Raw genomic sequence first — 11,952 nt, forward strand, 5'->3', positions numbered from 1 at the left:
GAAGAGCATTTAGATGACGCGGGAAAACTGCCGCTGCCTCATCTGATTACGCAAATACACATCAAAACACATGCAAATATTACGAATAAGTAAACGTCCTTGTGGTGTCACTTTAATACCTTTATCTGTTATTTCAACCAGCCCATCTTCAGCCATTGGTTTCAGCAGTTCTAAATCTTCCTTAAAGTAAGATTTAAAATCTATCGGATATAACTCTTCGATTTGCGCGAAACTCAATTGGAAGTTACAGATTAAGGTTTTGATGACATCGCGGCGTAGACAATCATCATCAGTTAAAGCTAGTCCACGCCACAGCGCGTGACCTTGCTCTTCAACTTGCGCATAATAGGTTTTCAAATCTTTCTGATTTTGTGCGTAGTTATCACCTAACATACTGATCGCAGAAACTCCTAACCCCAGTAAATCACAATCTCCTTGGGTGGTGTAACCTTGAAAATTACGGTGCAGAATGCCTTCCCGTTGTGCCACGGCAAGTTCATCCTCAGGGCGTGCAAAGTGATCCATACCAATAAATTGATAACCATCTCTGGTGAGAGTCACAATTGTGTCTTGCAGAATATCGAGTTTTTGCTCCGCACTTGGTAAATCAGCGTCTTTAATTTTACGCTGCGCAGCAAATAAATTAGGTAAGTGCGCATAATTGAACACACTTAAACGATCTGGTGATAATTCAGCCACTTTCTTTAGGGTAAATGCAAAGCTTTCAGGTGTTTGTTTAGGTAAACCATAAATCAAATCAATACTTGTCGAGGTAAACCCCATCTCTTTGGCCCGTTTAATTAGGGCAAAAATAAAATCTTCGTCCTGTTCTCGGTTAACCAGTACCTGAACTTCTTTATTAAAATCTTGCACGCCCATGCTTAGGCGATTAAACCCTTCATGGCGTAAGTGGTCTATCATATCCAGTTCAATTTCACGCGGGTCGACTTCAATCGACATTTCCACATCATCCGCAAAATTAAAGTGTTTTTTCAATAAACCAACCAAATGGCTGACTTGAACTTTATCGAGATAAGTTGGAGTACCACCGCCCCAATGCATTTGCGTCACGATACGGTTTTTTAATAACGCTGCGCGCTGAATAATTTCTTTTTCAATTACTTGAAGATATTCATCGGCTTTATGTTTTTGGCGTGTCACTAATTTATTACAGCCACAGAAATAACAAAGTTTATGGCAAAAAGGAATATGAACATAGAGCGATAAGGGGCGATCAGGATAACGCTGCGTTGCTTGAACAAACGCATTCTCATCGTACTCTTGATTAAATTCCAAGGCGGTGGGGTACGAAGTATAACGTGGCCCTGAATAATTGTATTTTTGAATGAGAGAAAGATCCCAAACAATATTTTGCTCTGACATAACATTCCTCAATTGACCAAAAGCTCAAACTATAACGATGACTTCACTCTATTTAATTTGTTATTCGATGAGAGTGAAAATTTTATAACCTGCATAAGCATTATAGACTCTAAATATTTCGAGTTGCAGCTAGGCGACAAGTGAATGAGTCGCTAGGAGTATACATAAGTATATGACTAGTGCGAATGAACATAGTCAACAACGCTGCAGCTTTAAAATATGACGAGTATAAATATGTTAGAGAAAAGAGACTTGATGCAACATCAAAGAAAAGTGAGTTAGCAGAAAAAATAGCCAAATCCCCCGCTAGCGCGAGGGATCTTTTAAACGAAATTATTTACTTTTTAAGATGCGCATAATGTCATCAAGTTTTTCTTCGTCTTCTTCCTCTTCTTCTTCGCTATATTCAATACCGAGAATATTCATCAGCTCATCGATACGGTCTAAACAAGTATCAACATATTCTTGTTCTTGCGCCGTGATGGTTTCGCCATCTTCTAGGCGTGCCAAAATGCTATCTAAACGGTCATCGCTTTCCAGCATTTCCAGCTCTTTTTCTGGTGTCAGTTTTTCTTTAACAGCTGGCTGTTTTTTCTCAACCGCAGGTTTCGTGACCTGTTTTTCATCCACAATTAAAGGCACTGGTTTTTTGCTGCCTAAACGTGGGTCGGTTGAAGCGTTTTGCCCACCATTTTGCTTATTAGAAGCCTGTTCTACATAACGACTGCCAGACTTATGACCGCGATGTTTTTTCTCACGCTTACGCTCACGGCCTTCCGCATTTATCTCTTCTTTAGTTTTACGGTATTTTTTCTTTGGCTTCGCAGCCGTTTTTTTTGGTGCATTCATGGTCTGATACCTTGATAAAGTCAGTTTCTGCTGCGAAATCTAGCAGGATCCCATAAAGGGGGAAAGCACTAGTTTGCAATTTCAGCGAATTTTTTATTCCACCCTGCCTTCGCAACAGTACTTTAATGATTATACCTTAAATAATTTTTGTTGCATGCAAGCAACAAAAAGGAAGAGCCATATGAGGGGGTATTAATCTTCTAAATAGCTTTACCTACAGAAAATGATCACTTAGCCAATACTCTAAATAATTCAAGTTGTGGCTAGGCGTCAATCGAGGTTATCTCGGGGAGCATACATAAGTATGTGACCCGAGTAGCCGAGAGAAGACAGCAACGCCACAGCTTGAAGTATGACGAAGATTAATGCGCTAAATAGTTTGAGCTGTAGCAAGGCGGCAAGAATTGCTAATCCCTAGGAGCATACAAAAGTATGTGACTAGGGTTAGCAAACGCAGCCAACACCGCTACAGTTCAAAATATGAAGCACATTTTAGGCATCGACTAGGATCATTTTTAGCAAGAACATCGCCGCGACTAAAATCACACACAAACCCAGATCACGCCAGCGACCAGTACCAATTTTCATTGCACAGTAAGCAATAAAGCCCAACGCAATACCTTCAGTAATCGAGAAACTAAATGGCATCATCACTGCAGTAATAAATGCGGGTACAGACTCAGTTAAGTCATCCCATTTCACGCGAGTTAGGCTTGATGTCATCAGCACGCCCACGTAAATCAAGGCTCCCGCAGTTGCATAAGCAGGTACCATACCTGCAAGAGGTGAGATAAACATAGTCAATAGGAATAAAACACCAACGACGATCGCGGTTAAACCTGTACGCCCACCAACAGAAACACCTGAAGAACTTTCAATATATGCAGTGACTGAAGATGTTCCCATCGCTGAACCTGCGACAGAACTCAAGCTGTCTACATATAAAGCTTGTTTCATTCGAGGGAAAGTCCCGCGTTCATTGGTGATACCCGCTTTGTCAGTCACCCCAATCATGGTACCTGATGAGTCAAACAAATTGACTAGCATAAAGGCAAAAATCACACCGGATAACGCTAAATCTAAAGAACCAGAGAAATCAACCTGCCCCACGACACTCGTGATACTTGGCGGCATTGAGAATATCCCAGAATATTTTACATCTCCCAGAGCCAGACCAATCAAAGTGGTCACCGCAATAGAAACTAATACCGCGGCATGAATATTACGTGCCGCTAAGATGGCAATAATAAAGAACCCGAGAGCTCCCAGCCAAACATTATGGTGAGTCAAGTTACCGATAGAAACTAACGTGTCCGGGTTAGCCACAATAATGCCGGAGTTTTTCAGCCCCATCATCGCAATAAATAGGCCGATACCACTGGTGATCCCGACGCGAAGACTCAAAGGAATGTTAGCGATAATCCAATAACGTATGCGGAATAGTGTCAGAATAAATAAGCCGACAGCCCCCCAAAATACGGCGCCCATAGCAACTTCCCATGAATACCCCATCGCCCCTACAACAACAAAAGCAAAAAAGGCATTCAAGCCCATCGCGGGTGCAACAGCAATCGGTAAATTTGCCAGTAGCCCCATTAAAATGCTACCAATTGCCGCAATTAAACAGGTGGTCACAAACACGGCTTTGATGTCCATGCCTGCAACTGAGAGTATTTGAGGGTTAACAAAGACGATATATACCATCGTCAGGAAGGTGGTGAAGCCTGCAACAACTTCTGTCCGTGCTGTCGTGCCGTGCTCTTGCAATTTAAAAACACGCTGAAACAAGCCCTGCGGTTGTGCCGAGCTAGAAGATTGATTACTCATTAGATATTGCGCCCAAAAAAAGTTTTTTTCGCCCTATACTACAATTAAAAACCACAAAAGAAAACGATTGCGTAAACTGCAAGGAGCCAAAATGTCCTAACTAACTGATACGCCAAGATGAAATAATAAAAATAACCCAAAATAGTGGAGTGAAAAAATGGTGGGTATTTCACCACCACTTTTGATTTAGGAAAGTGCTAACAATTTTTGTCGACGCCAAAACAATAAACGATGTTTCGCAGCCAGTTTTTGGGGTTGATGCTGTGCACTGAGCTTTTTCGCCACTCTATTCGCAATAATTTCTACCGCAAAGCACATCACAAAATAAATAAATGCAACGAATAAGAAAACTTCGAGAGGATAAACCATTTCACGGTTGTTCACTTGGGTTGCTAAGAAAGAAAGCTCCGCAACACCAACAACATAGGCTAATGAGGTGTCTTTAATTAATGCTACCCACTGGTTAATAAATGACGGTACCATCATGCGTAAGGCTTGTGGTAACACGATATTCCATAATACCTGCCAGCGGCTAAACCCCAAGGATAAACCTGCCTGCCACTGCCCTGCCCCTATTGCTAAAATGCCCGCTTTCACAGCATGAGCCAAATATGCGGAGGTAATCAATGCCAATGCGCATACTACCGTTGCAATACCCGGAATTTCCATACCCAATAAGATTGGCAACAGGAAATAGGTCCAAAAAATCAACATAATGACGGGAATTGCACGAAAAAAGCCTAAAACTGCGGCGAACAGGTTAACCCAGAAGCCTCGTAGCATGGCTAAGGCTATTCCGCCCAATGTCCCTAATACAATGGAGGCCGCACCGGCAAGTAAGCTAATGACTAGCGTCAGCGCTGCGCCTTCAAGTGGTCCATCAGGGAAAGTACCGAATAATAAATATTGCCAGTTCTGCTCAATAACTGAAAAATCCATTTTATACCCCCTGAGCCAAATTACGCTGCTGGCGCCACTGGCCCCACCCCTCCATTACTGCAATAATAGCAATGTACAATACTGTCGCTACCCCAAAGGCAGTAAAGGTTTGCAGTGTCTGGCTATCAACCTGACGAGAGACATAAGACAGTTCTGCGACACCGATGGCCATCGTTAACGATGAGTTTTTCACCACATTCATATATTGGCCCAGTAGCGGAGGCATGGCGATTTTAACGGCTTGCGGTAATACCACTAATTTCATGGCCTGCCATGACGTTAATCCTAAAGCAAACGCGGCATATTTTTGCCCTTGGCGAACACCACGGATCCCAGCGCGAATTTCTTCGGCAATAAAAGGGACGGTATACAAGGTCAAACCAATAAAACCCGCTAAGAATTCAAATGACGGCCAACCCACGGTTATTCCAAATAAATGGATTTCATGGGGAGTATTTAGCCATTCCATTGCAGCAGAGGGTAAAATTTCACCGGAAGCAAAGTACCAAAAGAATAACTGCACCAACAAAGGCGTATTTCTAAAAATAGAAATGTAGATACTCACGGCCCAACGCACAGGAGCAATTTGACTATCCTTTGCTGATGCAACTATAAAACCCAATGCAGTGGCTGCAACAATGGTACAAATCGAGATCCAAACGGTGATCAAAAAACCGTAGCCAAACCATTCTAGATACTCGGGGGCCAATAAATGGGCAGACCAAAAATCACCACTCAAAAATTTTTCAAACATTGTTCACGACCTATTGCCTTCACAGCCTGTGATTAAAAACGCATCCCTTATAACCAAGAACCCCGCACAGAGTGCAGGGCTTCATATCACTGAATATTTACCGCTACCCGTTAAGACTGAGGTTGTTGCTCACTCAGTGGCGCAAATTTAAAGTCCCCGCGTGGCTGTGCAGCTTTAGTATCTGGGCCAAACCAACGGTTATAAATTACCTCGGCTTTACCGTCTTTCTCCAGTTTCAACAATGTTTCGTTGACGTTTTCAACCAAACGGGTTTCACCTTTGCTTGCTGCCAATGCTTGGTATTCTTTCGTCAGGCTAAATGGGGAAATCTCAAAATCTGCTTTCACTTTTTCAGGTAAATTACCTAATAAACCAACCAGTTTCGCATCATCTTGTGTGATAGCTTGGACGTTGCCATTACGCAGTGCAGCGAATGCTTGCGGCGTATCATCGTACGAAATTACCTTTGTATCAGGGAAACGTTCACGTAAAGTCACTTCCTGCACAGTGCCTTTATCTGCACCAATACGTAGTGGTTTGATATCGTCAGGGGTTTTTAATACGCCTTTACGGGCAATAAATTTTTGGCCTGTCGCAAAATCAGGAATAGAAAAATCAACTTGCTTTGCGCGCTCATCAGTAATGGTGAAATTAGCGCCAATCAGGTCAACTTTGCCCGAAGTCAGAAGTGGGATACGGTTTGCTGGGTTAGTGGGACGAAGCTCAAGTTTTACCCCTAAGCTATCTGCAATTTCTTGTGCGATATCCACATCATAGCCCGCTAATTTTTTAGTTTGTGGGTCAATAAAGCCAAATGGTGGATTGCTATCAAACACAGAAATGCGGATCACACCCGCTTGTTTGATATCATCTAATTTATCTGCGCTAGCGACATTCGCTGTCAGCGCTAAACCTGTAAGTAAAACAGTCGTTAGAATACGAGCTTTCATTGAACACCCCTGACGGTAAATTTTTGTAAATCGACCATCACACGCTATCAACTATTACTTAGCACTTGAAATAATATTAAATAATATATTTATAACCAAATGGAATATTAACGGAGACAAAAAAAAGCCACCTTGATAACAAGGTGCCCCAGACATGGTTAAACCATCAATAGACTCTTATCGAGCAAGAAGAAAGTCGGTAGAAGAGATTGAGACAAATGATTGGAGTTGTAGCTTAATACTCTAAATAGTTCGTATTGTGGCTAGGCGGCAAGCAAGGATACCTCGGGGAGCATACATCAGTATGTGACCCGAGTAGCCGAGCGAAGCCAACACCGCCACAGCACGAAATATGACGAGTATTCGAGTAATTATTTATTCGTTAACATCTTCTCAAGACTATCCCCACCCACATGACGGAAATCCTGCCCCTTCACATAGTAGAAAATAAACTCACAGATGTTTTGGCAACGGTCACCGATGCGCTCAATTGAACGAGCACAGAATAGTGCTGTTAATACACTTGGGATCGTTCGTGGGTCTTCCATCATGTAGGTCATCAATTGACGTACGATGCCCTCATACTCTTGGTCAACTTTCTCATCTTCACGGTAGATACGAATCGCTTCTTCAAGATCCATTCGAGCGAACGCATCTAATACATCATGTAGCATTTGTACTGTATGACGGCCTAATGATTCCAAACTCACTAACAAGGGCTGGTGTTGATGAGAAAATTTTTCCAATGCGGTTTGACAGATTTTGTCCGCAACATCACCGATTCTTTCCAGCTCAGCAATCGTTTTTGAAATCGCCATAATCAGGCGCAAATCACTCGCCGTTGGTTGGCGTTTCGCGATGATTTTAACGCATTCTTCATCAATGGCCACTTCCATCATATTGACTTTATGGTCATTTTCGATAACTTCACGTGCTAGGGCTTCATCCTGATTATGCATGGCCGTAATGGCTTTGGTAAGCTGCTCTTCGACCAGTCCTCCCATCGTCATTAATTCAGTATGGATATGTTCCAGTTCAGCATTGAACTGCCCCGATATATGTTTGTTGTGATTCAGCGTATCCATCGTCGGCTCCATATCAACCGTAGCGGCCAGTAATATAATCTTCAGTTTGCTTCATTTCTGGGGTAGTAAACATTTTGTCAGTATGGTTAAACTCGACTAACTCCCCTAAATACATGAAAGCCGTATAGTCAGAACAGCGTGCTGCTTGTTGCATATTGTGGGTAACAATCACCACGGTGTATTCTGATTTTAATTCACTAATCAGTTCTTCAATTCGACCAGTTGAAATAGGGTCTAGAGCGGAACAGGGTTCATCTAGCAATAAAACCTCAGGGCGAATAGCAATACCACGAGCAATACAGAGACGCTGTTGCTGGCCACCCGACAAGCTATAACCACTTTGGTGTAACTTATCTTTGGTTTCATTCCATAATGCCGCCTTTGTTAACGCCCACTGCACGCGCTCATCCATTTCCACACGGGATAACTTCTCAAATAAACGCACACCAAATGCAATGTTGTCATAAATAGACATCGGGAATGGTGTTGGTTTTTGGAAAACCATTCCGACTTTTGCGCGCAATAACGCAATATCTTGTTTATCAGTCAGGATGTTTTGGCCATCCAGTAAAATTTCACCTTCTGCTCGCTGCTCGCCATACAATTCATACATTTTATTGAAGGTGCGTAATAACGTCGATTTACCACAGCCTGATGGGCCGATAAATGCAGTCACTTTATTTTTTTCAATGTCTAAAGAGATATTTTTCAGTGCGTGAAACTTGCCATAATAGAAGTTGAGGTCACGTACTTTAATTTTACTATTTGCAATATCGTTTGCATTAATCATGGTTTGCTTTTCTCTCTAAATCTTTATTTATCTGGCGCTTAGTGTTTTTTCTGTGCGAAAACAACACGTGCAATGATGTTAATCAGCAGGACACATAGGGTAATTAACAGAACCCCAGCCCATGCAAGCTCTTGCCATTCAGAGAATGGGCTCATTGCAAATTTGAAGATTGTCACTGGTAAGTTGGCAATTGGCTCGCTCATATCTGTACTCCAGAACTGATTTGACAGTGAAGTAAACAGAAGCGGTGCGGTTTCCCCAGCAATACGTGCAATTGCAAGCAAGATCCCAGTGATAATCCCTGACACAGACGCTTTTAGCGTAATAGATAAAATCATTTTCCATTTTGGTGTGCCAAGTGCATAAGCGGCTTCACGCAAGCTATCCGGAACTAATTTCAACATATTTTCAGTAGTTCGAATAACAATCGGAATTTGCAGCAATGCAAGCGCCACGACCCCAGCCCAACCCGAGAAGTGCTGCATTTGAGCAACCACAATGGTGTACACAAACAACCCTACAACGATAGATGGAGCTGATAATAAAATGTCATTAATAAAGCGGGTGACTGAAGCTAACCATGACTTACGCCCATATTCAGCTAAATAAATTCCCGCTAAAATCCCTAAAGGCGTACCGATAACTGTCGCCCATAAGATTAATAAGCCACTACCTACGATGGCATTTGCCAACCCGCCACCTTCCGTATTAGGTGGTGGAGTCATTTCAGTAAACAGATTGAGGGACATGCCATCAATCCCTTTAGTGACTGTAGAAAATAAAATCCACACTAACCAGAACAAGCCGAAAGCCATAGTTAACATCGAGACAAGTAGTGCCATTCTGTTAACTTGGCGACGCCACGCTTGACGACGAGCTCGTTCTTTTTCATTCACTGCGATAGGTTGAGATATCGACATTTTAACGGCCCTCATTTTTCGCAAGACGCATGACCATTAACTTGGAAATCGCTAACACAATAAAAGTGATAACAAACAGGATCAGTCCAAGTTCCATCAAGGCCGAGGTATGTAAGCCGCTCTCAGCTTCCGCAAATTCATTTGCCAGTGCTGAGGTAATACTGTTTCCAGGCATAAACAGTGATGCGCTATCAAGTTGGTAAGTATTACCAATCACGAAAGTAACCGCCATGGTTTCACCCAGTGCACGGCCAAGACCTAACATCACTCCACCGATTACCCCATTGCGGGTATACGGCAGCACGATATTCCAAATCACTTCCCATGTTGTACAGCCAATCCCGTAGGCTGACTCTTTCATCATCACAGGAGTTTGTTCAAATACATCGCGCATCACTGACGCAATATAGGGAATAATCATAATCGCGAGGATAATCCCCGCTGCTAAAATACCGATTCCGAATGCAGGCCCTGAAAATAGTTCACCGACAATCGGCACACTCGACATCACATTACCAACTGGTTCTTGGAAATACTCTGCAAACAAAGGTGCAAAGACAAATAACCCCCACATCCCATAAACGATACTTGGGATAGCAGCAAGGAGTTCAATCGCGATACCAAGCGGACGTTTTAGCCAATTGGGAGCCAGCTCGGTTAGGAATAGTGCTATACCAAAACTAACGGGTACTGCGATAATCAGAGCAATTAACGATGTAACGATAGTGCCATAAATAGGCACAAGAGCACCGAATTCTTCCGCCGGAGCATCCCACTCTTTGGTCCACAAAAACGAAAACCCAAACTTCTGCATACTTGGCCAAGATGCAAAAATAAGGGAAATAATAATGCCTCCGAGCATTAACAAAGTGATGAGCGCGGCAATCTTTACCAGTGCACTAAAAATCACATCACCTGATTTGCTGGGAGCTCTAAATGCCGTTGTTTTCTCGGCCATGCGCTTTGTTCTCATTTCATTCCTGCTCTTTTCTACAGGATTGCGTTACAACGATGAGCGGGTAAGCTCTGTTCCTCAGCACTTACCCGCCATTTCCAACCCTAAGTGCACTTAGAAAACCTAAGTTCACCTAGAATAATGCTTTACCTTGGCTATCTTTAACTTCTGTTTTCCATGCTGCACGTACTGCGGTCACGACTTCTTGAGGTAAAATTGCGTAATCTAGTGCTTCCGCTTGTTTACCACCTTTATCATAAGCCCAGTTGAAGAAATCAAGAACCGCTTTGCCTTTTTCCGCATTCTCTTGCTGCTTGTGAACTAAGATGAATGTGGTTGAGGTTATCGGCCATGCATTCGCACCATCACGGTTTGTTAAATCTTGAGCAAAAGATTTAGACCAGTCCACTTTCTTCGCTGCTGCGCTGAAGCTTTCACCCGTTGGTGAAACCGCTTCGCCATCAGCGGAGATTAATTTAGTATACGCAAGGTTGTTCTGTTTTGCGTATGCATATTCAACATAACCGATAGAACCTGGTAGACGCTGTACGAAAGCTGCAACGCCATCATTCCCTTTACCACCTACGCTATTTTTCGGCCAGTTAACGGTAGAGCCCGCACCAACGTCTGATTTCCAGCTTGCGCTTACTTTAGCAAGGTAGCTCGTGAATACGAACGTAGTACCCGAACCGTCAGAACGTCTAACGACTGCGATAGCTTGGTCTGGTAAACTCACATTTGGATTCAATTTAGCGATTGCTGGGTCATTCCATTTAGTGATTTTACCTAAATAGATATCACCTAATGTGTTGCCATCTAAAGTCAGTTGCCCTGACTCAATACCTTTTACATTTACAGCCAGTACCACACCACCGATAACAGTAGGGAACTGGAACAGGCCATCTTCTTTGAGTTTTTCATCAGTTAATGGGGCGTCAGAAGCTCCGAAATCAACTGTTTTTGCATTAATTTGTTTGACACCACCAGAAGAACCAATCCCCTGATAGTTTACTTTATTACCTGTTTCTTTCTGATAAGAGTCTGCCCACTTCGCATAAACAGGAGCAGGAAAGGTCGCGCCAGCTCCGGTCAGGCTGGTAGCAGCAAAAGAAGACATTGCAGTCAGAGATAAAGTTGCTGCCATTACGCTTGCTAAGGTGGTACGCGTCATTTTCATAATCCCTCCGGGGATGTATAGAAACAATCAAGTATAAAATTGTTGGGTGTATGTCACGGTAGGAAAAATAGGACAATTTAGTTACGACAACATGTCGTTTTTATGACAGTTTTATGACAATTGCTGATTTTTTCACTGGCGAGAAAACAAAAACGAAGAAAAATACAATTTTACAACTTAAAATTCAATTAGTTATAAAAACAAAATTTCAAAACTAATATCAAAAAGAAAAATGACAGACTGTCATAAAAGCGAAAAATATTTTTATCCTGCAACTATAAAGTAATACTCAAAACAATTTGTGTTGCAGCTAGGCGGCAAGT

At 42.5% G+C, this 11,952-nt stretch carries 11 protein-coding genes; all 11 read right to left on the reverse strand.

Annotated elements, in window-relative coordinates; genetic code table 11:
• Window positions 1-9 precede the first annotated feature (9 nt).
• The 11 genes from hemN to pstS all read right to left on the reverse strand — a co-directional run bounded on the left by hemN (window position 10) and on the right by pstS (window position 11,629).
• On the reverse strand, window positions 10-1,383 hold the full coding sequence (gene hemN / locus PR767_RS21030; protein WP_115166384.1) for an oxygen-independent coproporphyrinogen III oxidase: 1,374 nt from the start codon (window positions 1,381-1,383) through the stop codon (window positions 10-12).
• A 333-nt stretch (window positions 1,384-1,716) separates the two neighbouring features.
• Entirely contained in the window at window positions 1,717-2,232 is a 516-nt protein-coding gene (yihI, locus tag PR767_RS21035; protein ID WP_004266113.1) for a Der GTPase-activating protein YihI, read from the reverse strand.
• 492 nt (window positions 2,233-2,724) lie between these two features.
• On the reverse strand, window positions 2,725-4,059 hold the full coding sequence (locus PR767_RS21040) for an NCS2 family permease (RefSeq protein WP_004266114.1): 1,335 nt from the start codon (window positions 4,057-4,059) through the stop codon (window positions 2,725-2,727).
• A gap of 186 nt (window positions 4,060-4,245) precedes the next feature.
• Window positions 4,246-4,998 (reverse strand): amino acid ABC transporter permease, encoded by a 753-nt coding sequence (locus PR767_RS21045; protein WP_004266115.1) that lies wholly within the window; start codon window positions 4,996-4,998, stop codon window positions 4,246-4,248.
• A gap of 1 nt (window position 4,999) precedes the next feature.
• Window positions 5,000-5,752 (reverse strand): amino acid ABC transporter permease, encoded by a 753-nt coding sequence (locus PR767_RS21050; RefSeq protein WP_004266116.1) that lies wholly within the window; start codon window positions 5,750-5,752, stop codon window positions 5,000-5,002.
• Between the two features lie 110 nt (window positions 5,753-5,862).
• On the reverse strand, window positions 5,863-6,702 hold the full coding sequence (locus tag PR767_RS21055; protein ID WP_004266117.1) for an ABC transporter substrate-binding protein: 840 nt from the start codon (window positions 6,700-6,702) through the stop codon (window positions 5,863-5,865).
• A gap of 371 nt (window positions 6,703-7,073) precedes the next feature.
• Window positions 7,074-7,787, reverse strand: a complete 714-nt coding sequence (gene phoU, locus PR767_RS21060) for a phosphate signaling complex protein PhoU (protein WP_036958602.1) — start codon at window positions 7,785-7,787, stop codon at window positions 7,074-7,076.
• A 13-nt stretch (window positions 7,788-7,800) separates the two neighbouring features.
• Window positions 7,801-8,577: a phosphate ABC transporter ATP-binding protein PstB gene (pstB, locus tag PR767_RS21065; protein WP_004262838.1), complete on the reverse strand. Its 777-nt coding sequence runs from the start codon at window positions 8,575-8,577 to the stop codon at window positions 7,801-7,803.
• 38 nt (window positions 8,578-8,615) lie between these two features.
• Window positions 8,616-9,497: a phosphate ABC transporter permease PstA gene (pstA, locus tag PR767_RS21070; protein ID WP_004266119.1), complete on the reverse strand. Its 882-nt coding sequence runs from the start codon at window positions 9,495-9,497 to the stop codon at window positions 8,616-8,618.
• Between the two features lies 1 nt (window position 9,498).
• The gene (gene pstC, locus PR767_RS21075; protein ID WP_004262847.1) at window positions 9,499-10,455 is read right to left on the reverse strand and encodes a phosphate ABC transporter permease PstC; all 957 of its coding nucleotides are present in this window, start codon (window positions 10,453-10,455) and stop codon (window positions 9,499-9,501) included.
• Between the two features lie 130 nt (window positions 10,456-10,585).
• Window positions 10,586-11,629: a phosphate ABC transporter substrate-binding protein PstS gene (gene pstS / locus PR767_RS21080; protein ID WP_004266120.1), complete on the reverse strand. Its 1,044-nt coding sequence runs from the start codon at window positions 11,627-11,629 to the stop codon at window positions 10,586-10,588.
• Between the last annotated feature and the right edge of the window lie 323 nt (window positions 11,630-11,952).

This window comes from Providencia sp. PROV223 (assembly GCF_028479245.1).
GTDB classification, from domain to species: domain Bacteria; phylum Pseudomonadota; class Gammaproteobacteria; order Enterobacterales; family Enterobacteriaceae; genus Providencia; species Providencia rettgeri.

Bases quoted from the DNA above. Each gene is read 5' to 3' on its own strand.
- hemN (WP_115166384.1), bottom strand. From the start codon at position 1,383: ATGTCAGAGCAAAATATTGTTTGGGATCTTTCTCTCATTCAAAAATAC.
- yihI (WP_004266113.1), bottom strand. From the start codon at position 2,232: ATGAATGCACCAAAAAAAACGGCTGCGAAGCCAAAGAAAAAATACCGT.
- PR767_RS21040 (WP_004266114.1), bottom strand. From the start codon at position 4,059: ATGAGTAATCAATCTTCTAGCTCGGCACAACCGCAGGGCTTGTTTCAG.
- PR767_RS21045 (WP_004266115.1), bottom strand. From the start codon at position 4,998: ATGGATTTTTCAGTTATTGAGCAGAACTGGCAATATTTATTATTCGGT.
- PR767_RS21050 (WP_004266116.1), bottom strand. From the start codon at position 5,752: ATGTTTGAAAAATTTTTGAGTGGTGATTTTTGGTCTGCCCATTTATTG.
- PR767_RS21055 (WP_004266117.1), bottom strand. From the start codon at position 6,702: ATGAAAGCTCGTATTCTAACGACTGTTTTACTTACAGGTTTAGCGCTG.
- phoU (WP_036958602.1), bottom strand. From the start codon at position 7,787: ATGGATACGCTGAATCACAACAAACATATATCGGGGCAGTTCAATGCT.
- pstB (WP_004262838.1), bottom strand. From the start codon at position 8,577: ATGATTAATGCAAACGATATTGCAAATAGTAAAATTAAAGTACGTGAC.
- pstA (WP_004266119.1), bottom strand. From the start codon at position 9,497: ATGTCGATATCTCAACCTATCGCAGTGAATGAAAAAGAACGAGCTCGT.
- pstC (WP_004262847.1), bottom strand. From the start codon at position 10,455: ATGGCCGAGAAAACAACGGCATTTAGAGCTCCCAGCAAATCAGGTGAT.
- pstS (WP_004266120.1), bottom strand. From the start codon at position 11,629: ATGAAAATGACGCGTACCACCTTAGCAAGCGTAATGGCAGCAACTTTA.